The following is a 26833-nucleotide window of genomic DNA, read 5'->3' as shown; positions in this document are numbered from 1 at the left end:
TTCGGGCGACCAGCAGACGAGCGGTCGACCGACGAGCGGCCAACAGACGAAAGGGGCCCGGTATGAGCCCGACCGCCACCACCGCGCAGGACACCCCCGGCACCGCCGGACCCGTGGGCCTGCACCGCCGGTTCATGCTGCGCGTGGCCGGTCTGCCCGTCACCGCCGTGGAGGCGCTGCGCGCGCCCGAGGCGGCCGACTGGGCCGCCCGCACGGCCGCCGAGGAGGCGCGGCTGCGTGACCTCGGCGCCCGGCTGAGCGATCCGCTGTCCGCCGCCGTCGGCGCGACCGAGGACGCCGCGCTGCGCCGCCGCCTGCTCGCGCTGCGGCGGCAGGTCTTCAACAACCGCCTGCCCGGCGACCTGGACGCGGCCCGCGCCCTGGCCGAGGGGCTTGACGGTACGACCGGGGCGGACCTCGCGGCCTGGCTGGAGGCCCGCGTCCGCTTCGAGGAACTGTGCGCCGAGGGCGAGAAGGTCGTCGCGGACGGCCTGGCCCGCACCCGTGCCGCGCTGCGCGGGCTCGCCCACGACGACCGGCTGCGCCGGGGGCTGCTGCTGGCCTCGCCCACGCTGGAGGAACGGCTCGACGCGTTCGCCGCCGATCCGGCGCCGGTGCCGGGCAAGCGGGCCCGCAAGATGGAGCGTTCGCTGCTGTCGTACCTCTACCGGACGGCCTGCAAGACCAGTCCCTTCAGCACGCTGACCGGTGTGGCGCTGGGGCGTTTCGACGGCGACGCGGACGGTGCCGAGACCGTCGTCGGGGACGCCTGGACGAGTCACCCCCGGCTCAATGTCGTCGTCCTCGCCCGGCTCGCGGAGCTGATCACCGCCGACCCGGAGCGCCGGGCCGGACTGCCGGTCGCGCTCGCCTCCGGCTGGAAGCTGGACGACGACCGGGTGCGCTATGTCCGCCGGGCCGTGACGGCGGGCGACGACAGCGCGCCGGTCAGCTTCGACGCTGCCCAGGACCGGCTGTTCTTCCTGCGCCGCCAGGGCGCCCTGGACGGGATGCTGGACCTGTTGCGCGATGCGGAAACCCCGCTGACGCACGGTGAGTTGGCCCGCTGGCTGGCGGACACCACCGGTGCCGGGGACGAGGAGGCCGAGCACTATCTCGCCGCGCTGCGCGACCTCGGGATGCTGCGGCTGCCCGCGCTGGAGACCAGTGTGCACAGCCCCGACCCGCTGGCCGCGTTCCAGGACGCGCTGCGCGGACTCGGGCTGCCGTGGGCCGACGCGCTCGCCGCCCGGCTGGACGGACCGGCCGCCGCCCTCGCCCGCTATCCGGGAGCGGACGTGCCCGCCCGGCGCGCGACACTCTCCGGACTGCGCACCGAACTCCAGTCCCTGCAGACCGACTTGGGAGCCGAACGACCCGTGCTCCCGCAGACCCTGCTCTACGAGGACGTCTCCGCCGGGACCACCACGGCCGACCTCGCCGAGTGGGCCGCGCTGGCGGACGGTCCGCTGCGTTCGATCGGGCGCGTCCTGCCCGCCTTCGACGTGGCGCTCCCCCAACGCCTCACCCTCAAGGGCTTCTTCCTGGCCCGCTACGGACGCGGCGGCCGCTGTGACGATCTGCTGCGGCTGGTCCACGACTTCCACGAGGACATCTTCCGCCAGTACCTCCAGTTCACCTCGGCCAAGAGCGGTTACCTCCCCGACGGCAGCCACGCCCCCGAGGAGAACTGGCTCGGGATGCCCGAGATCACGGCCATCGACCGGGCCCGCGCGGCACTGACCGCCCGGATGCGCGCGAGCTGGGCCGAACTGCCCTCCGATGCGGAGGAGTTCGTTCTCGACGACGCCACCGTGGACGGGGCGGCGCACGAACTCGGCTCCGCAGCGCCCGCGTTCGCCCCGCAGAGCCACTTCCTCCAGCTCGCCCGCCGTGCGGACGGCCCGCTGGCCGTGCTCAACAACTCCTACGGCGGCCTGAGTTTCCCCTTCACCCGCTTCACGCACTGCTTCGACGGCCCGGACTCCCCCGGCCTCACCGGCGCCCTGCGCGAGGAGCTGCGCGCGACGCTGCCGCCCGGCGCCGTGCTCGCCGAGGTCACCGCGGGTGCCGCCACCACCAACCTGAACCTGCACGGCCGTCTGACCGACCACGAGATCGTCTGCCCCGGCGAGCACAGCACCGCCCCCGAGGAGGCCCGCCTCCACCTGGACGACCTCTACGCCGTGCACGACGAGGCCACCGACCGGCTGCTGCTGCGCTCGCGCCGCCTGGACCGCGAGGTCGTCCCGGTCTACCTCGGCTATCTGGTCCCGATGGTCCTGCCCGAGATCCCGCGCACCCTGCTGCTCTTCTCCCCCACCTCCCGCGCCGTCCCGGACGTCTGGCGCGGGGTGCCCGAGGGCCCCGCCGAGGCGGGGGTCACCCGCAGGCCGCGCGTGCGCCATCACGCCCTGGTCCTCCAGCGGCGCTCCTGGACGGCGGCCGACGGCTCGCTCCCGCTGCGCACCCCGGGCACGACGGACGGCGAGTGGTATCTGGCCTGGCACCGCTGGCGGCTCCGACACGGCCTGCCCACCCGGGTGTTCGCGACCGTCCACGAGGAGTCCGGCTCCGGGGACGCTCCGGCCTGGTTCGGCGGCTCGAAGCCCCAGTACGTCGACTTCGAGTCCCCGCTCTCGCTCACCGCCCTCGAAGGACTCCTCGCCGGGAAGCGTGCCCGGACCGTCTTCGAGGAGATGCTTCCCGGCGCGGACGAGCTGCACGTCACCTCCCCGCGCGGCCGGCACGTCGCCGAACTCGCCGTAGAACTGCTCCCGGCCGGACGGCCCGAAGAGGACGGACCCCGATGACCGTTTCCACCGCATCCTCCGCCGCGCCCGGACCGGCCGCCGGGGACGACGCACCCGGCGAGTGGCTGGCCGTGCACGTCTTCTACGCGGCCAGCCCCCGCCCACTGCTCCTCCAGTGCGTGCGGCCGCTGGTCGACGCGCTCACCGAAGAGGGGCTGCTCGCCGGGTACTTCTTCATCAACTACTGGCTGGAGGGCCCGCATCTGAGGCTGCGCCTCAAGCCCGCCCGCGCGGCCGACGCCGAGGCCGTACGGGAGCGGGCGCATGCCGCGCTCGCCGCGTTCCTGCGGGAGCGGCCCGCGCTGTACGAGGTGAAGGACGGCTTCTTCGCGGACCTCTACGAGACGCTGTTCACGCTGGAGTTCGGGGACGAGGAACGCTCGGAGTACCTGGGCCCGGACGGCAAGATGCTGCTGCGGCCCAACAACTCCTTCGAGGACCGCCCCTACGAGCCGGAGTACGGCAAGTACGGCGGCCCGGCCGGGATCGAGCTGGCCGAGTGGCACTTCCAGCACTCCAGCGACCTGGTGATCGAGGCCGCGCGCACGATGAACCTGCATGTGCGCACGGTGCTGCTGGGGCTCTCCGCCCAGCTGATGATGGTCATGTCCGGCACGTTCCTGCGGGACGACGAGGCCCTGCTGACCTTCCTGGACCGCTACCACACCTTCTGGAACCGGGCGTTCAGCACCACCAACTACACCGCCGACGACGGCTACGACCGCGCGTACACGGCGATGGGCACCAGCCTGCCGGGGCGGTTCCGGCAGATCCGCCGCGCGGTGGCCGAGGGCGAGTCCGCGAAGCTCCCCGCGTTCCTGCGCGGCTGGGCCGAGCACTGTGCCGAACTCCGGGACCGGGCGACCGAGTTGGCGGAGCAGGGGGCGCTGGTCTTCCGGTCGTACGACGGCACCCGGGACATCGTCCCCGAGGGGCCGGGGCAGGCGCTGCCGATGCTGCTCTCGCCGTACCTGCATATGACCAACAACCGGCTGAGCATGACGGTGCGGGACGAGGCATTCCTGTCGTACGTGCTGGCGCGCGCGCTGCGCGACGGGGCGAAGGACGACACGGGTGCGGCGGCCGACGGCGGCGCGTGTCCGGAGCCGGAGGGCGGCGCGTGACCACCGAGACCTTCCTCGCCGCCCGGCCCCGGGTGCGGCCCGACCTCGTCCGAGGGCCCGCCCTCGTGCGCGGCGCCGCCCGGGTCCATCTGCTGAAGGACCCGCGCACCGGGCGCCGTCTGGAGCTGGGCCCGAAGGAATACTTCCTGATCAGCCGCCTGGACGGCAGCCGCACGCTGGCGGAGATCGGGCAGGAGTACGCCGGGACGTTCGGGGCGCGGCTGGGCGAGGCGCAGTGGGGGCAGTTGCTGCGGCTGCTGCACGGCCGGGGGCTGATGGAGGGCTCCCCCGCGCCGGCCGCGGGTCCGCCGCCCGGCCCCGGGCATCCGCCGAACGGGATTCTCGCCGGGCGCACCCGGATGGTCGCGGACGCGCCCGCGCTGATGGACCGGCTGCACACCATGACCGGGTGGGCCCGCCGCCCCGCCGTCCTGACCGTGCTCACCGCGCTGGCGGTGGGCGTGCTCGTCGCCGTCGTCGTCCAGGCGGGCACGCTGTGGCGGCAGACGGAGGAGACGGCGCGGCAGCCGGTGCTGCTGTTCGCGGTGGGCTGTGTGCTGTGGTGCGGCCTGGGGCTGCACGAGCTGGCGCACGGGCTGTTCGCGCGGGCCTGGGGTGGGAAGGTCACCGAGATCGGGCTGCGCTGGTTCTGCTTCGCGACCTACCTCTACTGCGAGGTGGAGGACGTGCAGTTCCTCGGCAGCCGGGCCCGCAAGGTGGCCACCGCCTGCGCCGGGGTGTTCGCCAACCTCCTCTTCCTGGTGCCGTTCTACCCGGTGTGGGCGCTGCTCCCAGCCGGTGCCGACGGCCGCTCCGCGCTCGGCGCGCTGCTGCTGCTCGGCACGGTGCTGGGCCTCGCCAACCTCCTCCCGCTGCCCCCGCTCGACGGCTACAAGGCGCTCGCCCACGCCCTCGGTGTGGTCGAACTCGCGGGCGGCAGCCGCACGTTCCTGGCACTCGCGGCACGGCGCGTGTTCCGGCGCGGTCCGGGCATCGCCGCGTACCCCACGCGGCTGCGGCTGCTCTACGGCGGTTTCGCGCTGCTGATCGCCGTGCAGAGCGCGGCGCTGCTCGTGTTGTGCGGGGCCGCGCTGCGCTCGATGCTGCCGGACCGCTACGCGGTGCTCGCCTGGTCGCTTCCGCCCGCCCTGCTCGCGGCCGTGCTGCTGCTGTGGGCGCTGGGCGGGCTCGGGCGCTCGCTGCGGGAGCGGCGCGCGGCGGCGGCGCCGGAAGCGGCCCCCGTTCCCCAGGCGGCCCCACCGGCCGTCCCCCACCCCCACAGTCCGCCGGGAGGTGCCGCCCCGGCGGTCGTCCCGGCCGCTCCGGACACAGCAAGGAAAGGCGAGATGAGCGCACCCGACAGCACGACCGAGACCGAGTCCGGCACCGATACCGGGCCCCGGTCCGACGCCGGACACCCCGAACCGCCCGCCGAGACGGTCGTCGACCTCACGGGCGTGACCAAGCGCTACGGCGAGGTGACCGCCCTGGACGGGGTCTCGCTCTCCGTGCGGCACGGCGAGTTCTTCGGCGTCCTCGGCCCCAACGGCGCGGGCAAGACCACCCTGGTGGAGATCGTCGAGGGGATGCGCGAGGCCGACGCGGGCACCGTGAGCGTCTTCGGGCAGAGCCCGTGGCCGCGCGACACCAAGCTGCTGGCGCGGATGGGGGTGCAGACCCAGTCCTCGGCGTTCTTCGCCCGGCTGACGGCCGGGGAGCATCTGCGCACGGTCGCCGCGCTCTACGGCATGGGCCCGGAGGTGGCGACGACGGCGCTGGAACGGGTGGGGCTCACCGAGAAGGAGAACGCCCGGATCGACCATCTCTCCGGCGGTCAGCGCCAGCGGCTCGCGGTCGCGACGGCGCTGCTGAACGAGCCGGAGCTGATCTTCCTGGACGAGCCGACGGCCGCGCTCGACCCGGAGGCGCGGCGCGAACTGTGGGAGCTGCTCAAGTCGTTGCGCTCGGAGGGGCGCACGATCATCTGCACCACCCACTATCTGGACGAGGCCGAGGCGCTGTGCGACCGGGTGGCGATCATCGCCGGTGGACGGCTCGTCGCGCTGGACTCGCCCCGCAGTCTGATCCGCGCGCTGCACGCCCCGACCCGGCTGCTCGTGCCCGCCGGGCGGGTGACCCCCGAGGCCGCGCTCGCCCTGGACGGGGTGGACCGGGCCGCCGTGGAGGGCGACGACCTGGTCCTGGAGACGACCGTGCCCAACCGGGTGCTGCCCGCGCTGGGCGACCTGGTCGACATCGACTCGGTCTCCGTGCGCACCCCCACCCTCGAAGACGCCTATCTCTCGCTGACCGGCACCGGATCGGAGCACCACCGTTGAGCGCCTACGCCGCACTGACCAGGGCCACCTATGTCGCGAGCGTGCGCGACAAGACGACCCTCTTCTTCACCTTCGCCTTCCCGCTGGCCTTCCTGGTGCTGTTCGGGCTGATCTTCCAGGGCCAGCACGTGGACGGCGGGCTCGCCTCCATCAACTACATCGCGCCGGGCGTGCTGTCCTGGGGCGTGGGCAACGCGGCCGTGTTCTCGGTCGGCTTCTCCCTCATGCAGCAGCGCCGTGACGATCTGCTCCGGCTGATCTGGCGCACGCCGACCCCGTTGCGCACGCTGATCGCGTCCCGTTGGACGGTGGCGCTGGCGGTGGCGCTCACGCAGACGCTGCTGTTCACCGCCGTCGCGCTGCTGCCGTTCTTCGGTCTTGAGCTGAACGGCCCCTGGTGGGCGGCGTTTCCGCTGCTCGTGCTCGGGGTGACCGCGTTCCTCGCGATGGGTCTGGTCGTCGGCAGCCTGGCGAACACCCCGGAGGCGGTCGCGGCCATCGCCAACCTGGTGATGGTGCCGATGGCGTTCCTGTCCGGCTCGTTCTTCCCCGACGACCTGATGCCGAGCTGGCTGCGCACGGTGGCCAAGGTGCTGCCGCTGCACTACCTCAACGACGGTGTCACCGACGCGATGGGCGGCCGGGGCGACCTCGGGGACATCGCGCTCGACTGCCTCGGGCTCGTGGTGTTCGCCGCGATCTTCGGCCTGATCGCCACCCGGATCTTCCGCTGGAGCAACCGGACATGACGACGACGCTCGCACCCGCGCCGCTGGAGGCCGCGCGGGCCGACCTGGAGGCCCGGCTCGCGGCGCGGGCCGCCGCGGCCGGGCTGCCCGCGCCCGCCGTCTCCCGGATCGGCGACACCAATGTGCTCGGCGAGAGCGTCCGCGCCGAGCTGCCGCCGAACCCGGCGGACATCCATCTCACCGCGCAGGCCGTGCTGCTGGGCCCGTGGGGCGGGGCGCCCGAGACCCCGGCCGCGTGCGGGACGTGTCTGGCGATGCGCCGCCAGCGGCTGCGCACCCGTACCGAGCGGGACGCGCTGGAGACCGGTATCGAGACGACGGCGGCCGGGCAGTGGCCCATGCTGCCCGACCACACGGTGGACGCGGTGTGGTCGCTGTACTGGCTGATCGCCTCGGGCGCGGCCCGGCATACGGCGCGGGGCGCGGACGCCGCGCTGCCCCAGGTCACCGAACTCGACCTGGAGACCCTGCGGGTGCGCACCTTCCCGCTGGTGCCCGAGCCGATGTGCCCGCACTGCCGTCCCTTCACCGGGGCGGACACGGCCCGCGCGGCGGCCGAGGCCACGCTGTCGGCGCCCGCCTCGCTGCCCAAGCCGGACCCGGGTGCGTACCGGCTGCGCCGCGCGTCCGACTATCCGCTCCCGGTGAAGGGGCTCGCCAACCCGGTGTGCGGGGTGCTCGGCGGCGGCACCTGGATCGACGTGACCTCGCCGACGACGGCCCCGGTCGCGGGCAGCGTCTTCATGCGCGGGTACGCCGGTCTCACCGACGTCACCTGGAGCGGTCAGTCCAACTCCTTCGCCAGCAGCAGGGAGTTGGCGTTCCTGGAGGGCCTGGAGCGGTACGCGGGTACGCACCGGCGGCATCGCGCGCCGGTCGTCACCGCCTCCCTCGAGGAGCTGGGCGACCGCGCCCTGGACCCGCGCACCTGCGGGCTCTACGGTCCGCGCACCTACACCGAGGACCCGATGGTCGCGCCCTTCGACCCGGCCCGGCCCATCCCCTGGGTGAGCGGCTGGTCGTTGCGCGACGAGCGCGAAGTCCTGGTCCCCGCCCGGCTGGTGTACTACAGCGAGGGCACCCGGGCGGACAACTTCGTCTTCGAGTGCTCCAACGGCTGTGCGACGGGCGGCACATGGGAGGAGGCGGTCTTCTTCGGGCTGCTCGAACTGGTCGAGCGGGACGCCTTCCTGCTCGGCTGGTACGGGAACCTCCCGCTGCCCGAGATCGACCTGACGGCGGTGGCCGGGCCCCGGGTGCGGGCGATGGTCGCGCGGGCCGCGCTCCAGGGCTACGACGTGCATGTCTTCGACAACCGGGTGGACCTCCCGGTGCCCGTCGTGACCGGCCTCGCGGTGCGCCGCGACGACGGCCCGGGCACCCTCGCCTTCGCGGCGGGGGCGTCCTTCGACCCGGAGACGGCCGTGGAGTCGGCGGTGTCCGAGATCCTGACGTACATCCCGCATCTGCCCGGTCAGGTGGCGGAGCGACCCGCCGAACTCGCCGCCATGGTGGAGGACTTCGACCTGGTACGACGGCTGCCCGACCATGCGGCGCTGTTCGGGCTGCCCGCGATGCGGGAGCACGCGCGGGGGTATCTGGACCCGCCGCGCACGGCCACTCCGGACGAACTGTTCGCCGGATGGGAGGAGTTGCGTCCCCGTACCGGTGATCTCCGGGACGATCTGCTGCTGTTGCGGGATCTGCTGGCCGGGGCGGGGTGCGATGTCGTCGCCGTGGACCAGACGACGCCCGAGCAGCGGCGGATGGGGCTGCGCACGGTGGCCACGCTCGCGCCCGGGCTGCTGCCGATCGACTTCGGCTGGCCTCGGCAGCGGGCGCTGCACATGCCCCGGCTGCGCACGGCGCCCCACCGGGCGGGGATGGTGCCCGCGCCGCTGCGGGAGGACGAGCTGCGGCACGTGCCGCATCCGTTCCCGTAGCGCCGGGCCCGGCTCCCTGAGAGGTGAACGGGTCCTTCGCCACGGCCCGTTCACACGGACGGTCCCCGGCGCGCGAGGTGCGCGCCGGGGACCGTCCGGCCGACGACGAGCGTCAGGCGGTGCAGGAGGTGGTGCTGGTCGTGCTGGAGCAGGTGCTCGTGGAGGAGCAGCTCGTGGACGAGCCGAGCATGACCTCACTGGCGTCCGAGTAGTCGGTGATCTCGAAGGTCTCCGACTCCAGGTCCAGGATCTCCTGGGCGAGGGAGGCGAGGTTGTTGTCAGCCATGATGGCTCCTTCCGGGTCAGGGGACGTACTGCCGGACGGGAGGCTCCCGGCCGGTGGTGCGGCGAACCCGCCGGAGGCCGTGGCCTTCGGCGATTACCTTTCTACGCGCGTCCGTTGTCACCGCCCTGGCGTTCCGCTGTCACATCGCTGACATGTTCCGCCCAAGTCGGCCGCGACCCCGTGTTCCGCCCGGTCCGGTCCCGATCCCGAGGAGCCCCGCGTGCCCGAACTCCGCGAACACTCGTCAGCCGAGGCCGAGTTGCCGGACATACGCCCTCTGCTCGCCCCCGCCGCCGAGCTGTACCTCGATCTGCATCAGCACCCCGAACTCTCCGGCGCCGAGGCCCGTACGGCCGCCCGGTTCGCCGACTGGCTGGAGTCCGACGGCTTCCGTGTGCTGCGGGGCGTGGGGGGCCATGGCGTGGCCGCCGAACTCCGCAACGGCGACGGACCGGCCGTCCTGCTGCGCGCCGAACTCGACGCGCTGCCCGTCGCGGAGCGCACCGGCGCCCCCTACGCGAGCACCGTCACCGCACCCGGCCCCGACGGGCGCCCGGTGCCGGTGATGCACGCGTGCGGCCACGACGCACATCTGGCCTGCGCGGCTGCCGCCGCCCGCTGGTTCGCCACACACCCGGGCCGCTGGCGCGGCACGCTGCTGGTCGTCGGCCAGCCCGCCGAGGAGACGCTGAGCGGGGCGCGGGCGATGCTGGCGGACGGGCTGTACGAGCGGATCACCGTGCCCGACGTCGTGCTGGCCCAGCACACGGCCGCCTTCCCGGCGGGCATGGTCGCCCACGCCGACGGCCCGGTGCTGGCGGGCAGCCGCACCCTTGAGCTGGTCTTCGAGGGCGACGGCGGCCACGCGGCGACCCCGCATCTGACGGCCGACCCGCTGTCGGCAGCGGCCGGGGTGGTCACCCGCCTGCCTGCCATCACCGCCCGGGAGACGGACCCCGCCGAGCGCCTGACGGTCACGGCCTCCGCGCTGCACACGGGCGACGCCGGTCACGCCGGGAACGTGATCGCCGCCCGCGCCGAACTCCGCGTCACCATCAGGGCGTTCTCCGAGACGGCACTCGCGGGCGCGGCAGCCGCCGTGGAGCGCATGGCCCGCGCCGAGGTCTCCGCCGCCGCGCTGCCGCCCCGGGTCACCGTCACCGAACTGTCCCGCTCGGGGGTCACCCTGCCGGACCCCGGGGTCACGGCGGCCGTACGACAGGCCCACCGCACGGCGTTCGGCCCGTCCCGCGTCACCGGCTGGCCCGCCACCACAGCCACCGAGGACTTCCCCCTCCTCACCGGCGCGGGCGCCGACCTCCACGGCCACCCCGCCATCCAGAGCGCCTACTGGATGCTCGGCACAGTGGGCCCGGCACAGTGGACGGCGGCCCCCGGCACCACCCCGGCCGAAAAGTTCCGCACCCTCCCCGGCAACCACTCCCCGCACTATCTCCCCAGCGTCCGGCTGACGTTGGAGACGGGGACGGCCGCGCTGGTGACGGGGGCGCTGAGCCGCCTGGGAACGGACGCGTGAGACCGCCGGATCACAAGGTCCCCACTCTCACCGCCACTCCACGGAGGCCCATACCGGCACGGCGACCCTCTCGTCCCGGACGCCCCCCTGGGCACGCCGTGACGATGTTACGTTCGCCGTCCGCCCCCACGACAGCCCCAGGAGCCCCGTGACCAGCCGTGTTCTTCTCGTCTCGCCCGCGAGCAGCCAGGCGCTGCGGCAGGCCCGGTTCTACGACGGGCTCGGTCCTCTCGACGCCTCGGGTGCGGCCCGGGCCCGGGCGGCGGCGGGCTCGCTGTCCAGCGTCGGCCGCGCTGACCGGGTCGTACGGTCCCCGGGTGCCCGCTGCCATGAGACGGCGACCGAACTCGGGCTCGACGCCGAAGAGTTGCCGGAGCTGGCCACGCTGGACGCGGGTCGCTGGCGGGGACGCACCCTGGAGGAGGTGGGTGCCGTCGAGCCGCAGGAGCTGATGCGCTGGCTCGCCGACCCCGAAGGCGCCCCGCACGGCGGGGAGTCGGTGCGCGCCCTGTGCGAACGGGTGGGTGCCTGGCTGGAGTCGGCACAGGAAGACGGCCGCACGCTCGGCGTCGTCGAACCGGAGGTCGTCCGCGCGGCCGTCGTCCACGCCCTCGCCCTGCCCCCCGAGACGTTCTGGCGGCTGGACGTACCCCCGCTGACCGTCACGGAGCTGAGCGGCCGGGCCGGGCGCTGGAACCTGCGGCTGGGCCGCCCGCTCACCGAGTAGGACGGCATCACCGTCGGAATCCGGCCGATCCCGGACTGGCGAATGAAACTTAGGCAAGGCTAAGCTAAGTTTAGCGAGTCGACGCCCGGTACTCGGTCCCACCGGGCGCCGCTCTTCGCCCTGAACCCGCATTCCCAGTGGCGGGGGCCGGGCGGACGAACGCGAGAGGGCCCCGGACGGTCCCGGGGCCCTCTCGTCGTCGTACGGCCGTCGTCGAACGGCCATCTCGACCGGCCGACTCAGCCCGAGGCGGCGACCGCCGCGGCCGAAGGCGCCTTCGCGGGGCGCGGGTTGAGCTGCCGCTCGGCCAACTCGCCGAAGAGCAGCCCGAATCCGCCCCACAGCACGGCCTGCACGGCGAGCGCCGCGAGCCGGAAGCGCCACAGCAGGATGGCCGGGAAGTCCCTGGGAACCTCGTTGATCACCGGCAGGAACGCATAGGCGAGGCCGATCACCACGGCGAAGGCGGCGACGGCCGTGACCGTGGCCCACCAGGCGCCCAGGCTCGGGGCGAGCCGCTTGCCGAGCAGGGTGGCGCCGATCGCGAGCAGCACACTGAGCAACATCATCAAAAAGTACAACGTAGTGCGCTTGCCTATGGTGTCCGGGTCGCCCACCGAGGGCGGGTTGGCCGGGTACTTGAGGAACGGCACGACGTACACCGCGAGCAGCGCGGCCGTCGACAGCAGCAGCGCGGTCGCCCGGGGACCGAAGCGCCCGACGCGGCCGAGCGCGAAACAGAAGGCGAGCGCGGCGATACCGCCGAAGGCGACCCCGTAGACCAGGACACCGGTGGCGAGACCGGCGGTGGACTGCAGGGAGCGGGAGACGACCTCCATCTCGTGCTCGTGGGAGTGGGCGTCCTCGAAGGCGATCGCCCGGTCGACGTTCGGTTCACCGAGGAAGTAGGCGGCGACCAGGGCGAGCAGCCCGGCGGCGAGACCCGCCAGCATGCCCCGGACGAGAAGGTTTCTGACCGTTGCGGAGTTCATGGCGTGCGGCGTCCCTTACGTCAGTGGCAGGGGAAGCCGAGCAGGTGGCGGGCGTCGTGCACCCACTCGTGGACGTCCGTGCCGCTGAACACGGAGGTGGCGCCCTGTTCGGCGCCGACGAAGTAGAGCAGGATCAGCATGAGGACGCCGAAGAAAACGGCCCAGGGCGCGATGTCCTTGAGCGGCAGCTTGGCAGGTACGGCGGGGCTGGTGGCTGTCGGCGGAGCGACGGTCTGCGCCATGGCAGGACCTCCTCGGGAATTCGCGTCCCATCTCGGTGGTGCACAGGACGACGGCCACGGGTCTGACTCGCGCGGCCCCTCGCGGGGGCCTCGCTCACAGTGGCGCGACCGTGCCGGACTTCCACCGGCTTCCGTTCCGCCGTCATCGATTTCGCACCGACGGTACCGCGTACGGGGTGCGCGGCCAAGACCGCGCCGGGGCCGGGTGATCTTCCTCTCCCGGCAGGCCGGGACGTGTGGGCGCGCGGTGAACACGCCGTGCCGACGCGCCGGTTCACCCTCCTCGTACGCTGCTCCCCGTGCCGTCCTCCCCGCTGTTCCGCGCCGCCGTCCTCGTCCTCGAAGGGGCCAAGCCGCTCGATGTGGGCATCCCCGCCCAGGTGTTCACCACCCGCGCCTCCATGCCGTACGAGGTACGGGTCTGCGGGGCCGCGCCCGGTCTGGTGACCGGCGGCGACGGGTTGTCGTACCACGTGGCGCACGGCCTTGAGGCGCTGGAGTGGGCGGACATCGTGTTCGTGCCCGGCTACCGGTTCCCCGACCGCGAGGATCCGCCGGCCGCCGTGGTGACGGCGCTGCTCGCCGCGCACGCGCGCGGGGCACGGCTCGCGGCCATCTCGACGGGCGCGTTCGCGCTGGCCGCCACGGGGCTGCTCGACGGGAAGCGGGCCACCACGCACTGGCACTACACCCGCGCCCTGGCCGAGCGGCATCCGCTGGTCCGGGTGGACGGCAATGTGCTGTTCGTGGACGAGGGCAGCGTGCTCACCTCGGCGGGCGCCGCCTCCGGCATCGACCTGTGTCTGCACATCCTGCGCGGCGACCTCGGCGTGGCCGCCTCCAATCATGCCGCCCGGCGCCTGGTCGCGGCCCCCTATCGCAGCGGCGGCCAGGCGCAGTACGTGCCGCGCAGTGTGCCCGAGCCGCTGGGCGAGCGGTTCGCCGGTACCCGCGAGTGGGCGCTGCGCAGGCTCGGGGAGCCGCTGAGCCTCGCGGCGCTGGCCCGGCACGCCTCGGTGTCGCCGCGCACCTTCTCTCGGCGGTTCGTGGAGGACACCGGCTACACGCCGATGGAGTGGGTGACGCGGGCCCGGGTCGACCTGGCCCGCGAACTCCTTGAGCGCTCGGACCACGGGGTGGAGCGGATCGCCGCCGAGACGGGGCTCGGCACGGGCGCGAATCTGCGGCTGCACTTCCAGCGCGTGCTGGGGACGACGCCGAGCGACTACCGGCGCACCTTCACCAAGGGGAGCTGAGCCACCGCAGCCAAAAGCCCCTGGCACGATCCTTGCGAACCATGGCGCTCCCGCCGCTCCCCCGCCCGCCCCTCGCCCCACGAATCTGGGAGGCGAACGGAAGGGACACCATTCATGACTCGTATCGCCGTCAACGGATTCGGCCGCATCGGACGCAATGTGCTGCGCGCGCTGCTGGAGCGCGGGAGCGACCTCGAGGTGGTCGCCGTCAACGACCTCACCGAGCCCGCCGTGCTCGCCCGGCTGCTCGCCTTCGACACCACGGCCGGACGCCTGGGCCGACCGGTGTCCGTGGACGGGGACACCCTCGTGGTCGACGGCCGCCGCATCAAGGTGCTCGCCGAGCGCGACCCGGCCCGGCTGCCGTGGGCGGAGCTGGGCGTGGACGTCGTCCTGGAGGCGACCGGCCGCTTCACCGCCGCCAAGGCCGCGCGCGTCCACCTGGACGCGGGCGCGAGCCGGGTGCTGGTGAGCGCGCCGTCGGACGGCGCGGACGTGACGCTGGCGTACGGCGTGAACACCGACGCCTACGACCCGGCGCTGCACACGATCGTCTCCAACGCCTCCTGCACGACCAACGCGCTGGCGCCGCTGGCCGCCGTCCTGGACGACCTCGCGGGCATCGAGCACGGCTTCATGACGACGGTGCACGCCTACACCCAGGAGCAGAACCTCCAGGACGGCCCGCACCGCGACGCCCGCCGCGCGCGTGCCGCCGGGGTGAACATCGTGCCGACGACGACCGGCGCGGCGAAGGCCATCGGCCTGGTGCTGCCGAACCTGGACGGCAAGCTGTCGGGCGACTCGATCCGGGTGCCGGTGCCGGTGGGCTCGATCGTGGAGCTGAACACCACGGTCTCCCGCGACGTGACCCGGGACGAGGTGCTGGCCGCCTACCGCGCCGCCGCCGAGGGCCCGCTCGCCGGGGTGCTGGAGTACTCGGAGGACGCGCTGGTCTCCGCCGACATCGTCGGCAACCCGGCCTCCTCGATCTTCGACTCGGCGCTGACCCGGGTGGACGGCCGGCACGTCAAGGTCGTCGCCTGGTACGACAACGAGTGGGGCTTCTCGAACCGCGTGATCGACACGCTGGAACTCCTCGCGGGCAGCTGAACACCCGCCGGTGGGCGGCCCCTTGAGCCGGGGGCCGCCCACGTGTGTTCAGCCCACATGTGCTCAGCCCACGCATGGCCAGGCCACACAAGCCCACATGTGCCCAGGCCACACATGCTCAGCCCACACACGCTCACCCCGCGAGCAGATCCGCCCGCACGCCGAGGTGCCGCAGCGCGGAGGCCGCCGCACTCGCCCCGCACATGCCGTGGGCGCCCGGTCCAGGAGGCGTGGCCGCCGAGCACAGGAACACCCCGGGCAGCCCCGTGGCGTACGGGTCCAGGGCCGGGCGGGCGCCGAGGACCAGCTGGGGCGCGGTCTTGGCGCCGGTGAGGATGTCGCCGCCCGCGAAGTTGGGGTTGGCGGCGGCGAATCCGGCGGGCCGGGTGACCTCCATGCCGAGGATCCGCTCGCGCACCCCCGGCGCGAACCGCTCCAGCTGGGCGAGGACCGCGCCGGTGGCGTCCCCGTCGTAGCCGTACGGCACATGGGCGTACGTCCAGACCGGGTGCACGTCGCCCACCGAGCGGCCGGGGTCGGCCAGATACTGCTGGCCGACCAGGACGAAGGGCCGCTCGGGCATCCGGCCCGCCGACACCTCGCGCTCGGCGCGGGCGATCTCGGCGAAGGTGCCGCCGAGGTGCACGGTGCCCGCGCGCCGGGCGTCCGCGTCGGTCCAGGGGATGCCGCCCTCGACGGCCAGGTCGACCTTGTAGGCGCCGGGGCCGCGCCGGAAGCGCCGGTAGGCGGACCGGGTGCGGCCGGGCAGCAGGTCGCCGTAGATCGCGAGGGCCTGGCCGGGGTCCAGGTCGAGCAGGGTGACGTCGGCGGGCGGGAGCTGCCGGTGGCCGGTGACGCGGACGCCGGTGTGGATCGTGCCGCCGTGCTCGCGCAGGACCTTCTCCAGGGCGCGGGCGATGGACTGCGAGCCGCCCTCGGCGACGGCCCAGCCCGCCGCGTGTCCGGCGGCGAGGATGCCGAGCCCGATGGCCGAGGTGAGCGGGCGGCCGAGCGGGCGGTAGGCGTGGGCGGCGACCCCGGCCCACAGGGCGCGGGCCCGCTCGGTGCTGAACAGCCTGGCGAGGGCCGAGGCGGGCAGGGTGGTGGGCAGCCCGAACCGGGCGAGCGGCAGCGGGTGCGAGGGGACGCGCAGCAGCGGGCCCATCACGTCCTGGGCGAGCGCGTCCCAGTTCCGTACGGAGGGTCCGAGCAGGGCGCGGTAGCGGTCGCCGTCGGCGCCGAGCAGCCGGGCGGTGTCCTCGACGGAGCGCACCAGCACGCCCGCGTCGCCGTCGTCCAGGGGGTGGACGCAGTCGATCTCGGGCAGCAGCCAGCGCAGACCGTGCCGTTCCAGTTCCAGGGCGCGCAGCGCGGGCGAGGTGACGGCCATGGGGTGGATGGCGGAGCAGTGGTCGTGCAGCAGTCCGGGCACGAGGGCCTCATGGCTGCGGGTGCCGCCGCCGACCTCGTCCGAGGCTTCCAGCAGGGTGACCTCGAGGCCCGCCCGCGCGAGCAGGGCCGCGGCGGCGAGCCCGTTGGGGCCGCCGCCGACCACGAGAGCGGAACTCATGGCACCGAGTCTGCCGGTGGAGACGCCCGCCCTCCAAACAGAGCCGTCATTACCGCCCGGTTAACCACCGAACGTGCGATAAATCGGTGGGCGTGAAAACAATGCCATCCCTATTCGATTGTGGTGGCAAAGCATTTACAGAATAAATAACACATAAAGGTCGCATCTGCGGCCGAAATCACCTATTTCGGCCGCAGATGCGATGCCGCCGGACAATCTCCCCCACCGCCGCGCCCCGCACCGGCGGCGCCGCTCACCCGAACAGACGCGGGGCCGTCCGCGCGGCTGACCACCCGTCCGGCGCACCGAACAGGGGAGGGCGCCGGACCCGCCGGGGCCCGCTTCACGGCCCGCCCGGTTCCTCCCCATTTCTTCGAGTCGACGCGACTATGCACTGGAGATACCTTTTAGCCACAATGCGGCTGGATCGAAGCGAGAGAAGGACGCAGTGGAACTAGCAATCGCTCACGAGACCATCGCCCGATGGCAGTTCGGTGTGACCACCGTCTACCACTTCCTCTTCGTCCCGCTCAGCATCGGTCTGGGAGGCATCGTCGCCGGTCTGGAGACGGCCTGGGTGCGGACAGGAAAGGAGAAGTACTTCCACGCGACCAAGTTCTGGGGCAAGCTCCTGTTGATCAACATCGCCCTGGGTGTCGTCACGGGCATCTTCCAGGAGTTCCAGTTCGGCATGAACTGGTCCACGTACTCCCGCTTCGTCGGTGACGTCTTCGGCGCCCCGCTGGCGATGGAGGCGCTGATCGCCTTCTTCTTCGAGTCCGTGTTCATCGGTCTGTGGATCTTCGGCTGGCACCGGCTGCCCAAGAAGGTGCACCTCGCGTGCATCTGGGTCGTCACGATCGGCAGCCTTCTCTCGGCGTACTTCATCCTGGCCGCCAACTCCTTCATGCAGCACCCGGTCGGCTACCGGATCGACCCCGTCTCCGGCAAGGCCCGGCTCGTCAACATCTGGCGCGTGCTGTTCCAGGACACCACCCTGACCCAGGTCTGGCACACCCTGTCGGCGGCCTTCATCACCGGCGCGGCCTTCGTGATGGGCATCGCCGCCTATCACCTGTGGCGGGCCAAGCGGGGCAAGGACACCGACCGGCGCCGCATCGCCGCCATGCGGGCCTCCCTGCGGTGTTCGCTCGTCGTCATGCTCATCGCCGGCATCCTGACCGCGTTCAGCGGCGACCAGCTGGGCAAGGTCATGTTCCGCCAGCAGCCGATGAAGATGGCCGCGGCCGAGGCCCTGTGGGACACCCAGGGTCCTGCACCCTTCTCGATCTTCTCGGTCGGCAACGTCAACGAGGGCCGCAACGACGTCGCGCTGGAGCTGCCCGGCCTGCTGTCCTTCCTCGCCCAGAGCAACTTCCACTCGCCCGTGCCCGGCATCAACGACCGGGCCGACGAACAGGTCGCGCTGTTCGGCGGCACCCGCGAGGACTACATCCCGAACATCTTCATGACGTACTGGGGCTTCCGGCTCATGATCTTCTTCGGGATGACGAGCTTCGGCATCGGCGTCCTCGGCCTCTGGCTCACCCGCAAGAAATTCTGGCTCCAGTCCAGATACCGCACCGGTGAGGACGAGCCACCCAACCTGATGATCACCAACAAGATCCGGATGAACGACTTCTTCACCAAGTGGAGCTGGCGCATCGTCATGCTCACGCTGGGCTTCCCGCTGATCGCCAACAGCTTCGGCTGGATCTTCACGGAGATGGGCCGCCAGCCCTGGGTGGTGTTCCACCTGATGAAGACCGCGGACGCCGTCTCCCCGAACGTGAGCATCGGCACCCAGATCGGTTCACTGGTCGCGCTCAGTGCCGTCTACGCGATCCTCGCGGTGGTCGAAGGGGGGCTCATGGTCAAGTACGCCAAACCCGGTCCGGACGTCGAGGAGAGACCGCCGTCCAAGGACCCGACCATGCGCATGTCCCCGGACGAGCAGGACAAGCCCCTCTCGATCGCCTACTGAGGACGGACGGTCATGCATCTTTACGATCTCTGGTTCATCCTGATCGCCCTCCTCTGGGTCGGCTACTTCTTCCTGGAAGGCTTCGACTTCGGCGTCGGTGTCCTCACCCAGGTGATGGCCCGGAACGACAAGGAACGGCGTGTCCTCATCAACACGATCGCCCCGGTGTGGGACGGCAACGAGGTCTGGGTGATCGCCGCCGCCGGTGCCACCTTCGCGGCCTTCCCGGACTGGTACGCCACCATGTTCAGCGGCTTCTACATCCCGCTGCTGATCATCGTGCTCTGTCTGATCGCCCGGGGCGTGTCCTTCGAGTACCGCGGCAAACGCGACAACCAGCGCTGGCAGCGCAGCTGGGAGCAGGTCACCTTCTGGACCTCGCTGATCCTGCCGTTCCTGTGGGGCGTCATCTTCGCCAACATCGTGCGCGGCATCTCGATCAACGCGGACAAGTCGTACGTGGGCACGCCCGGCGAGCTGTTCAACGGGTACGCGATCCTCGGCGGGTTCGCCCTGCTGGCGGTCTGTGTCACGCACGGCGCGATCTTCACGGCGCTGAAGACGGCGGGTGAGATCCGGGAGCGGGCACGGAAGTTCGCGCCCCTGCTGGGGCTGATCACCCTTCCGCTGGTGCTCGCCTTCCTCATCTGGACCCAGGTGAACTCCGGCAATGGCCAGAGCCTCGGCGTGATGATCGTCGCGTTCGTGGCGCTGCCCGTGGCGCTGTTCTTCAACCAACTGGGCCGTGAGGGCTGGGCGTTCATCTTCTCCGGGCTGAGCATCGTGGCCGCGATCGCGATGCTGTTCCTGGCGCTCTTCCCGGACGTCATGCCCTCCACGCTCAACCCCGACTGGTCGCTGACGGTGAGCAACGCCTCGTCCGGCTCCTACACGCTGACCGTGATGAGCATCGTCACGGCGATCTTCGCCCCGCTCATCGTGCTCTACCAGGGGTGGACGTACTGGGTGTTCAGCAAGCGCATCGCCGTCCACCACATCCCCTCGGGCCACTGACCCGGGCCCGGCTCGACGCGCCGAGGCTCCTCCCGGTTCCGGACCCGGGAGGAGCCTCGGCGCGTCAGCCGTGCCGCCGCGTCAGCCGTGACCGCGCTTCAGCCGGGTCAGTCGCAGCTGCCGACGCTCAGGTAGTTGTCCACGAGCACCTTGCCGTTGGCGTCCTCCATGTAGGAGTACGCCTGACCGCAGTAGCCCTTGTTCTGGTAGACCGGGCCCGCGTACTGGGAGTAGGCGCCGAAGTCCTGGGTGTCGGGGGTCGCGGTGTAGTTGTCCTTCAGGCGGACGCCCATGTAGCGGGTGACGCCGCTGTCGTTGAAGAAGACGCCACAGATCGGGCGGTCGTACAGGGCGTTGCTGCCGCTGGAGGCGCCGTTCCACCAGGTGTAGGTGGTGCCGTAACTGCCGTAGCGGGCCGCACCGGTGGAGATGGTGTAGCCCGAGCCGCACACGTTGGCCGCGGCGACCGCCGCGGCGGGGTCGGCTTCGAGGATGGCCTCGGTGCCCTTCGGGGCGGAGGCCGCCATGGTGAGGCCCTTGGCCTCGCCCCCGGCGAACCGCACCGTCTGCGCCTGGGCGCGGGGCGCGGACACGGACCCGGAGGCGGCACTCGCCGGGGCGACGGCGGCTCCGACCAGGGCGGCGGCGACGAGCGTGGCGCGTATGGCCATGTTCATGTGGAACCCCTCGAGTTGATGGCGTGTCAGGTGCGCGCCACACCTTTCCGCAAAGTGATCTTCGGGGCAAGGGATCTTCACCATCCGGCGTCACTACGCCACAGCAGCAGGCGGCCCCCTCACGAGGAGGGGGCCGCCTGTCCTTCGTCGGGGGGGATCAGGTCGCTGCGGTGATGTGGACCTTCACCTGCTTCATGAGCGGCTGGTCGCTCTGGGTGCTGTAGTCGCACAGGGCGATCAGGACGTTCATCTCGGGCATGTACCCGGCCGCGCAGCTGCGGGGCATGTCGTACGGGATGGCGAGGTAGCCGTCGAGATAGCGGTGGCTGCCGTCCTTCGCCGTGGCGACGATGTTCACGGGGTCGAACTCCGAGATGCCGCGCTCGCGCATGTCGTCCTCGTTCATGAAGACGAGTTCACGCAGGTTCTTGATACCCCGGTAGCGGTCGTTGTCCGAGTAGATCGTGGTGTTCCACTGGTCGTGCGACCGCATGGTCCCGAGCGTCAGCATCCCCGGCGCGGGGACGACGTCGGTCAGCGGGGCGTGCGAGAACTCCGCCTTGCCGGACTCGGTGAGGAAGATCAGCTCGCGGGCGGGCTGCTTGATGCGGAAGCCCAGCGGCAGCCGCACCCGGCGGTTGAAGTCCTCGAAGCCCTCAAGGACCTCGGACATGGTGTCCCGGATGCGGTCGTAGTCCTCGATGTACCACTCCCACGGCGTGGGGCTCGCGGGCAGTGCCGCGCGCGCCATGCCGGAGATGATCGCGGGCTCCGACAGCAGGTGCTTGGAGGCGGGCCGCTTCATGCCGACCGACAGGTGCACCATGCTCATCGAGTCCTCGACGGAGGTGCTCTGGACGCCGTTGCGCTGGTGGTCCTTGTCGGTGCGGGCCAGGCACGGCAGGATCAGCGCCTCCTTGCCGTGGACCACATGGCTGCGGTTCAGCTTGGTGCTGACCTGGACCGTGAGGTCGCAGTTGCGCAGCGCCTCGTAGCTGAACGGCGAGTCCGGCACGGCGAGGGCGAAGTTGCCGCCCATGCCGATGAACACCTTGACGTCGCCCCGGTTCATCGCCTGGAGCGTGCCGACGGTGTCGAGGCCGTGGTCGCGCGGCGGGTTGATCTTGCAGACCTCGGCCAGCCGGTCCAGGAACTCCGGCTCCGGGCGGTGGTCGATGCCGCAGGTGCGGTTGCCCTGCACATTGCTGTGCCCGCGCACGGGGGACGGACCGGCACCCTCGCGGCCGAGGTTGCCGCGGAGCAGCAGCAGGTTCACGATCTCGCGGACCGTGTCCACCCCGTGCTCGTGCTGGGTGACGCCGAGGCACCAGCTGATGATGGAGCGGTCGGCGTCGGTGTAGATGCGCGCCGTCTTGAGGATGTCGGCGCGGCTGAGCCCGGACTGGCGCTCCAACTCCTCCCACGGAGTGGCCTCGCACAGCGCGCGGTACTCCTCGAAGCCGCTGGTGTGGCGCTCGATGAACTGCTTGTCGATCGCCTTGGGATCGGTCTTCGCCTGCTCCAGGACGGCTTTGGCCATGCCGCGCAGCAGCGCCATGTCGCCGCCGACCCTCGGCTGGAGGTCCAGCGTGCTGGTCCGCGTCGCGTGGAAGGTGGCCATGTCCAGGAAGTCGTGCGGAATGATCGCCTTGGTGGCGCCCGCCTCGATGAACGGGTTGATGTGCACGACCTGGGCGCCGCGGTCGAATGCCTCGGTGAGCGAGGTCAGCATCCGGGGCGCGTTGGAGGCGACGTTGACGCCGATGATGAACAGGGCGTCGGTGGCCTCCCAGTCCTTCAGGTCGACGGTGCCCTTGCCGGTGCCGAGGGACGCCTGCAGGGCCCGGCCGCTGGCCTCGTGGCACATGTTGGAGCAGTCGGGCAGGTTGTTGGTGCCCAGCTCGCGCGCCATCAGCTGGTACAGGAAGGTCGCCTCGTTGCCGAGGCGTCCGGAGGTGTAATACGACGCCTGGTTCGGGTTCTCCAGGTTGCGCAGATGGCGGCCGACCAGCTCGAACGCGTCGTGCCAGGAGATCGGCACATAGTGGTCGGTGGCCGCGTCGTAGACCATGGGCTCGGTGAGGCGGCCCTGGTCCTCCAGTTCGTAGTCGCTCCACTCGTGCATCTCGCTCACCGTGTGGCGGGCGAAGAGTTCCCGGCCGGCCCGTTTGTGGGTCAGCTCCCACGTGACGTGCTTGATGCCGTTCTCGCAGATGTCGAGCTTCAGGCCCTTGGTGTCATCGGGCCAGGCGCACCCGGGACAGTCGAAACCACCGTTCTCGTGGTTCATCTTCATGATCGCCCGCGGGCCCTCGATCAGCGTGCCCTCGCGCAGCAGGAACTTGGTCACGCTGGTGGCCGCGCCCCATCCTGCGGCGGGGTGATGGTAGGGGTGGAAGTACGGCTCCCCTTTGGGGATCGGGCCCACGCGGGGCTCGAGATCCGACTCCGCTTCCATCATCTTTGACTGTTCTTCGTCCAAGGTGCTCAAGGCTCTCACCCTTCCGCCGTTGGGCAGGCATCCATATCCCATATATGGCGCTTTAAGCCAGACTATGCCGCTGAAAGACCCCCCGCCACGCGACGCGCAATAGCCGGGAAATCCAGGGCGGAAAGGTCAATTCCCTTACCTGAAAGACGAGTTGGGGAACAGCCGACCGACGGGATCAAAAGGCGGAAAGCAAAGGACCCGGCCCGGGAGGCCGAGTCCTTCATCGCATATCCGAGGTTTTTCGCCTTTTATGCTCGCATATGCACATCCCGCGAAGTCGATATGCGAGCAGCTGCTCATTCCGCCCCGGCGGCTGCCGCCTTCGCGGACGCCCGCGCGCTCTCCTTCGCCCGCTCCGCCACCACCCGCTCCCGGCGGCCCACGACCACGGCCGCGACGGCGCCGGTCGTCAGGAAGGAGAGCGCGATCAGGCCGGGCCGGTCGAGGCGGTAGCCGATGAGCCGGTCCAGGGAGTAGCGGCCGGGGCCGAACAGCCCGACGGTCGCCGCGACGAAACCGAGGTATGCCGGATACTCGTAGCCGCCGGAGGTGATGAAGAACCCGGACTTGCGGTGCACGGCGACGGCGCCCGACATGCCGCCCGCCACCGCGGCACCGGCCGCCGGGGTCGCGAGACCGAGCGCGAGCAGCAGACCGCCGCCACCCTCACTGAGTCCGGAGGCGATGGCGCTGGGCTTGCCTGGCTTGAAGCCCATGGCCTCCATCGCCTGGGCGGTGCCGTCGATCCCGCCCCCGCCGAACCAGCCGAAGAGCTTCTGCGCGCCGTGCGCGGCCAGGACACCGCCGGTGCCCAGGCGCAGGGCCAGGAGTCCGAGATCCTTGCGGTGCAGCAGAGCCATGGGGAGATCCTTCCGTCGAAAGAAGCGGTCCTCTCCCAGTGTTCGGCCTCACCGCCGCGCGCGCCGCCCGAGGAGGCGGCCCGGTGCCCCGCTCAGTGGTGCGGCGCGGGTGCCTCCGGCGCCGAAGCGGTGCCGCCCGGATGGAGGCAGTGGTCGCGGGAGGTGAGCGGGAAGGGGACGAAGGTCTCCTCGTCCGTCTGGAGGCAGATGTCGTGCTGGTACGCGACCACCCCGGTGACCGGGTCGCCCAGCAGCCGGGCGAGGACGTAGGCCGCGGCCAGGCTGGTCACGTCGCGGACGGTGCCCATCGGGAGCAGGGACCGGGTCTCCGCGATGGCCTCGTGCTCTCCGGCCCGGACGACGATGCGGGTGCCGGGTGCCACACCGTGGGCGGCGATGGCGACGGCGATGTTGTCCAGGTCGTCCGAGCCGACGGCGGCGAGCGCGCGGGCGTGGCCGAGGCGCAGCCGTTCGAGGACGGCCCGGTCGCCGCCGTGGCCGTTCATGACGGGGATGCCGAGGGAGCGGGCCAGGCGCGCGGTCGCCGCGTGCGGGTCGCGTTCGACGCCGACGACGGGGATGCCGAGCCGCTGGAGTTCGGCGGCGAGCCGCATGCCGACCTGCCCCATGCCGACGACGATGACGTGTCCGGAGCGGGGCAGGGTGCGCGGGCCGATGAGCCCGATCAGTTTCAGGCCGAGCATCCGCTCGATGATCCCGGCGGTGAACAGGGCGCTGAAGACGAGGGTGGCGAGCATCGCGAGCCCGGAGGCGACCTGGTAGCCGCTCTCGTCCTCACCGGCGGTCGCCGGTCCGACCCCGGCCACGACACGGGCCGCGTGGAAGAACGCCTCGGCGGGCGGATGGTCGTGCGCGACCATCCAGGACCAGTCGCCCGCGAGGACGGCGAGGATGCCGCAGAGCCCGATGAGCAGCAGCCGGGCGCCCGCGTCGTACGGCCGGAGCTGACCGGCGAGCCGTCCGGTCCGGTGGCCGGGTCCGCGCCGGTGGGGCAGCCACTCCTCCAGGCAGGGCACGCCGTCGCGGGCGCGTACGGCCCGCAGCCGTTCGCCGGAGCGCTCCAGGGCGAGGGTGGCCGGGTCGACGCAGGGTCCGGCGAGCGCGGGGGCGGCGAGGTCGGCGGGGGAGGTCACGTCGCACTGGGGCAGCAGGCGCTCGAGTTCGTCGGAGACGGTGCGGTCGAAGACGGTGGCGACGATGGGGACCTTCGGCACCAGGTGGGCGACGGCGAGCGCGTAGCGCAGGGCCGCCACGTCGTCGTGCAGCAGGATCGCGACGCCCTCGGCGCCCTCGGCCAGCGCGGCCCGCAGGTCCCGGTCGCCGGGCTTGGTCAGGTGGATGACCGTGCGGCCGCGTTCCTGGAGGGTCGCGCAGACGCGGCGGCCGAGGTTGGTGTTGCCGATCACGACGAACGGCAGGGGAGGCAGGCGGGGAGAGGTCACGGGGCCGGGGGTGTCCCTTCACTCGCGGGGCGCGCTCGCCGGGGGCCGCGGGCGGCGCCGCCGTACGAATGCGGTACCGGAACCCTACGAGGTCGGGCCCGTCCGGTCACCCGGAAGGACGCGGGCGTCCCCCGGTGACGTGGGCGGGCGGCGGGTCGCGGGAGCCCTCGCGGGCGGAATGTGTCGTGGCGTCCGGTTCGCCCCCGGGCGCTCTATCGTCATCTGCGCGCGGGCCGTCCCGTGCGTCGTCGCCGCCCCGACCTTGGAGTTGTATGGCCTCCGGGAAGCCTCCGCGCCCCTCCGTCCACCGGCTCCACGCGACCCAGCTGCTGCGCAGGGGCAAGCTGTGGATCGTCCCGGCCGTGCTGACCGGGCTGGTGGCACTGCTCCTCTCCCTCCTTTATATGGGCGGCATCCTCACCCCCACCGGGAGCCTGCACCGGCTGCCCGTGGCGGTGATCGACGAGGACACCGGCAAGCCGCTGCCGGGGCAGCGGACCAACCTCGGCGCGCAGGCGAGCCGGTCCGTGCTCTCCTCGACGCAGGGCGGCCAGGTGCGCTGGCTCGAGCTGACCCGGGCGCAGGCGCAGGAGCGGCTGGACACCGGGCGGATCTACGGCGCGCTGGTGATCCCCGCCGACTTCACGGACACGGTGGGAGCGCTGCCCACCTCCCGCGCGGCGAAGCGGCCGACGCTGACCGTGCTGACCAACCCCGGCGTGGGCAGCCTGGCCTCCTCGCTGGCGAGCCAGATCACCCAGCGGGCGGCCCACCAGATCTCGCTGTCGGTCGGCAAGCAGCTCGCCGCCTCCCCGGCGGTACGGGGCGAGAGCGCGGCCACGCGGGTGCTGATCGCCGATCCGGTGGAGGTCCGTACGGCGGTCGGCCATCCCATCGGGGCGCACAGCGGGCTCGGTCTGAGCGCCTTCTACTACGCGCTGCTGCTGGTGCTGGCCGGGTTCATCGGCGGCAACATCATCCACAACACGGTCGACAGCGCGCTGGGCTACGCGGACAGCGAGATCGGCCCCTGGCACTCGCGCAAGGCGACGGTCCCGATCAGCCGGACGCAGATGCTGGTGCTGAAGATGGTGATGACGGCGGGTCTTTCCCTGATCACCACGTCGCTGATCATGCTGGCGACGGTCGGCGCGCTGGGCATGGACGCCCCGCACCCCGGTCTGCTGTGGGTCTTCTCCTACTGCGCGACGCTCACCGTCGGCCTCGGTGTGCAGGCCATCAACGCGGCGTTCGGCACCCTCGGGCAGCTCGTCTCGATGTTCGTCTTCATCGCCTTCGCCCTGCCCTCCTCCGGCGCCACGGTACCCCTGGAGGCGGTCCCCGGCTTCTACCGCTTCCTCGGCGCCTTCGAACCGATGCGCCAGCTCGCCTCCGGCGTCCGCGCCATCCTCTACTTCGACGCCCGCGCCGACGCCGGTCTCGACCGCGGCTGGCAGATGATCGCCATCGGCTTCGCCGTGGCCCTCGCCTTCGGCTTCACCGCCACCCGCTACTACGACCGCCGCGGCCTGTCCCGCATGGTGCCACGCCCGGCGTGACAGAGCCGATCCCGGCGAGCGAAAACTGGACGCGCGACGCGAGGTGGCCGGTGAAGAAGCGGGCCCGGGAGATGGGGGACCGCTCCCGGGGCCC

At 72.0% G+C, this 26833-nt stretch carries 20 protein-coding genes and 1 riboswitch; of the genes, 12 read left to right on the top strand and 8 right to left on the bottom strand.

What is annotated here, in order from left to right:
* Positions 1-62: 62 nt before the first annotated feature.
* The 5 genes from B079_RS0126090 to B079_RS0126070 are packed head-to-tail and all read left to right on the top strand — an operon-like array spanning position 63 to position 8968.
* Positions 63-2813 carry a lantibiotic dehydratase gene (locus B079_RS0126090; RefSeq protein ID WP_018548802.1) on the top strand — a complete coding sequence of 917 codons (2751 nt, stop codon included), beginning with the start codon at positions 63-65 and terminating at the stop codon, positions 2811-2813.
* Positions 2810-3937, top strand: coding sequence for a lantibiotic dehydratase C-terminal domain-containing protein (locus tag B079_RS0126085; RefSeq protein WP_018548801.1), 1128 nt, complete (start codon positions 2810-2812; stop codon positions 3935-3937). The genes B079_RS0126090 and B079_RS0126085 overlap by 4 nt, the downstream gene beginning before the upstream one ends.
* Positions 3934-6276: an ATP-binding cassette domain-containing protein gene (locus tag B079_RS36640; RefSeq protein ID WP_420705790.1), complete on the top strand. Its 2343-nt coding sequence runs from the start codon at positions 3934-3936 to the stop codon at positions 6274-6276. The genes B079_RS0126085 and B079_RS36640 overlap by 4 nt, the downstream gene beginning before the upstream one ends.
* Positions 6273-7025 carry an ABC transporter permease gene (locus B079_RS0126075; RefSeq protein ID WP_018548799.1) on the top strand — a complete coding sequence of 251 codons (753 nt, stop codon included), beginning with the start codon at positions 6273-6275 and terminating at the stop codon, positions 7023-7025. The genes B079_RS36640 and B079_RS0126075 overlap by 4 nt, the downstream gene beginning before the upstream one ends.
* Positions 7022-8968, top strand: a complete 1947-nt coding sequence (locus B079_RS0126070) for a TOMM precursor leader peptide-binding protein (RefSeq protein ID WP_018548798.1) — start codon at positions 7022-7024, stop codon at positions 8966-8968. The genes B079_RS0126075 and B079_RS0126070 overlap by 4 nt, the downstream gene beginning before the upstream one ends.
* Before the next feature lie 112 nt (positions 8969-9080).
* Here the strand turns inward: B079_RS0126070 and B079_RS0126065 are convergent, their stop codons facing one another.
* Positions 9081-9254 (bottom strand): thiazolylpeptide-type bacteriocin, encoded by a 174-nt coding sequence (locus tag B079_RS0126065; protein ID WP_018548797.1) that lies wholly within the window; start codon positions 9252-9254, stop codon positions 9081-9083.
* Between the two features lie 220 nt (positions 9255-9474).
* On the opposite strand from B079_RS0126065, the gene B079_RS0126060 reads away from it, so the two are divergent.
* Together B079_RS0126060 and B079_RS0126055 are read left to right on the top strand one after the other, a co-directional pair.
* Positions 9475-10791: an amidohydrolase gene (locus tag B079_RS0126060; protein WP_018548796.1), complete on the top strand. Its 1317-nt coding sequence runs from the start codon at positions 9475-9477 to the stop codon at positions 10789-10791.
* Between the two features lie 148 nt (positions 10792-10939).
* Positions 10940-11518, top strand: coding sequence for a histidine phosphatase family protein (locus B079_RS0126055; protein WP_018548795.1), 579 nt, complete (start codon positions 10940-10942; stop codon positions 11516-11518).
* 239 nt (positions 11519-11757) lie between these two features.
* Here the strand turns inward: B079_RS0126055 and B079_RS0126050 are convergent, their stop codons facing one another.
* Complete coding sequence (locus B079_RS0126050; RefSeq protein ID WP_026249092.1) at positions 11758-12510, bottom strand: CbtA family protein; 753 nt, start codon at positions 12508-12510, stop codon at positions 11758-11760.
* Positions 12511-12530: 20 nt separating this feature from the next.
* Positions 12531-12752 (bottom strand): CbtB domain-containing protein, encoded by a 222-nt coding sequence (locus B079_RS0126045; protein WP_018548793.1) that lies wholly within the window; start codon positions 12750-12752, stop codon positions 12531-12533.
* 34 nt (positions 12753-12786) lie between these two features.
* A riboswitch (cobalamin riboswitch) is annotated at positions 12787-12928 on the bottom strand.
* 123 nt (positions 12929-13051) lie between these two features.
* Here B079_RS0126045 and B079_RS0126040 point away from each other — a divergent pair.
* On the top strand, positions 13052-14008 hold the full coding sequence (locus tag B079_RS0126040; protein WP_018548792.1) for a GlxA family transcriptional regulator: 957 nt from the start codon (positions 13052-13054) through the stop codon (positions 14006-14008).
* Positions 14009-14122: 114 nt separating this feature from the next.
* Positions 14123-15121: a type I glyceraldehyde-3-phosphate dehydrogenase gene (gene gap / locus B079_RS0126035; RefSeq protein WP_018548791.1), complete on the top strand. Its 999-nt coding sequence runs from the start codon at positions 14123-14125 to the stop codon at positions 15119-15121.
* Positions 15122-15254: 133 nt separating this feature from the next.
* Here the strand turns inward: gap and B079_RS0126030 are convergent, their stop codons facing one another.
* Positions 15255-16691, bottom strand: a complete 1437-nt coding sequence (locus B079_RS0126030; RefSeq protein ID WP_026249091.1) for a phytoene desaturase family protein — start codon at positions 16689-16691, stop codon at positions 15255-15257.
* A 448-nt stretch (positions 16692-17139) separates the two neighbouring features.
* Here B079_RS0126030 and B079_RS0126025 point away from each other — a divergent pair, with 448 nt between their 5' ends.
* Together B079_RS0126025 and cydB are read left to right on the top strand one after the other, a co-directional pair.
* Complete coding sequence (locus tag B079_RS0126025; RefSeq protein WP_026249090.1) at positions 17140-18675, top strand: cytochrome ubiquinol oxidase subunit I; 1536 nt, start codon at positions 17140-17142, stop codon at positions 18673-18675.
* A gap of 12 nt (positions 18676-18687) precedes the next feature.
* Positions 18688-19689 carry a cytochrome d ubiquinol oxidase subunit II gene (gene cydB / locus B079_RS0126020; protein WP_018548788.1) on the top strand — a complete coding sequence of 334 codons (1002 nt, stop codon included), beginning with the start codon at positions 18688-18690 and terminating at the stop codon, positions 19687-19689.
* A 107-nt stretch (positions 19690-19796) separates the two neighbouring features.
* Here the strand turns inward: cydB and B079_RS32800 are convergent, their stop codons facing one another.
* The 4 genes from B079_RS32800 to B079_RS0126000 all read right to left on the bottom strand — a co-directional run bounded on the left by B079_RS32800 (position 19797) and on the right by B079_RS0126000 (position 25180).
* Positions 19797-20366, bottom strand: a complete 570-nt coding sequence (locus B079_RS32800) for a hypothetical protein (protein ID WP_018548787.1) — start codon at positions 20364-20366, stop codon at positions 19797-19799.
* Between the two features lie 157 nt (positions 20367-20523).
* On the bottom strand, positions 20524-22827 hold the full coding sequence (locus B079_RS0126010; RefSeq protein WP_018548786.1) for an FdhF/YdeP family oxidoreductase: 2304 nt from the start codon (positions 22825-22827) through the stop codon (positions 20524-20526).
* Between the two features lie 326 nt (positions 22828-23153).
* Positions 23154-23717, bottom strand: coding sequence for a DoxX family protein (locus tag B079_RS0126005; RefSeq protein ID WP_018548785.1), 564 nt, complete (start codon positions 23715-23717; stop codon positions 23154-23156).
* A 92-nt stretch (positions 23718-23809) separates the two neighbouring features.
* Positions 23810-25180 (bottom strand): NAD-binding protein, encoded by a 1371-nt coding sequence (locus B079_RS0126000; protein ID WP_018548784.1) that lies wholly within the window; start codon positions 25178-25180, stop codon positions 23810-23812.
* Positions 25181-25452: 272 nt separating this feature from the next.
* On the opposite strand from B079_RS0126000, the gene B079_RS0125995 reads away from it, so the two are divergent.
* Positions 25453-26739 (top strand): YhgE/Pip domain-containing protein, encoded by a 1287-nt coding sequence (locus tag B079_RS0125995; protein ID WP_018548783.1) that lies wholly within the window; start codon positions 25453-25455, stop codon positions 26737-26739.
* The last annotated feature ends 94 nt before the right edge of the window (positions 26740-26833 follow it).

The organism is Streptomyces sp. LaPpAH-108 (assembly GCF_000373625.1).
In the GTDB taxonomy this organism is placed as follows: Bacteria; Actinomycetota; Actinomycetes; order Streptomycetales; family Streptomycetaceae; genus Streptomyces.
The sequence above is the reverse complement of the archived record's forward strand: the minus strand, read 5'-3'. Positions and strand labels throughout refer to the sequence as shown.

Bases quoted from the DNA above. Each gene is read 5' to 3' on its own strand.
- B079_RS0126065 (WP_018548797.1), bottom strand. From the start codon at position 9,254: ATGGCTGACAACAACCTCGCCTCCCTCGCCCAGGAGATCCTGGACCTG.
- cydB (WP_018548788.1), top strand. From the start codon at position 18,688: ATGCATCTTTACGATCTCTGGTTCATCCTGATCGCCCTCCTCTGGGTC.
- B079_RS0125995 (WP_018548783.1), top strand. From the start codon at position 25,453: ATGGCCTCCGGGAAGCCTCCGCGCCCCTCCGTCCACCGGCTCCACGCG.
- B079_RS0126005 (WP_018548785.1), bottom strand. From the start codon at position 23,717: ATGGCTCTGCTGCACCGCAAGGATCTCGGACTCCTGGCCCTGCGCCTG.
- B079_RS0126085 (WP_018548801.1), top strand. From the start codon at position 2,810: ATGACCGTTTCCACCGCATCCTCCGCCGCGCCCGGACCGGCCGCCGGG.
- B079_RS0126090 (WP_018548802.1), top strand. From the start codon at position 63: ATGAGCCCGACCGCCACCACCGCGCAGGACACCCCCGGCACCGCCGGA.
- B079_RS0126010 (WP_018548786.1), bottom strand. From the start codon at position 22,827: ATGATGGAAGCGGAGTCGGATCTCGAGCCCCGCGTGGGCCCGATCCCC.
- B079_RS0126070 (WP_018548798.1), top strand. From the start codon at position 7,022: ATGACGACGACGCTCGCACCCGCGCCGCTGGAGGCCGCGCGGGCCGAC.
- B079_RS0126045 (WP_018548793.1), bottom strand. From the start codon at position 12,752: ATGGCGCAGACCGTCGCTCCGCCGACAGCCACCAGCCCCGCCGTACCT.
- B079_RS32800 (WP_018548787.1), bottom strand. From the start codon at position 20,366: ATGAACATGGCCATACGCGCCACGCTCGTCGCCGCCGCCCTGGTCGGA.
- B079_RS0126030 (WP_026249091.1), bottom strand. From the start codon at position 16,691: ATGAGTTCCGCTCTCGTGGTCGGCGGCGGCCCCAACGGGCTCGCCGCC.
- B079_RS0126050 (WP_026249092.1), bottom strand. From the start codon at position 12,510: ATGAACTCCGCAACGGTCAGAAACCTTCTCGTCCGGGGCATGCTGGCG.
- gap (WP_018548791.1), top strand. From the start codon at position 14,123: ATGACTCGTATCGCCGTCAACGGATTCGGCCGCATCGGACGCAATGTG.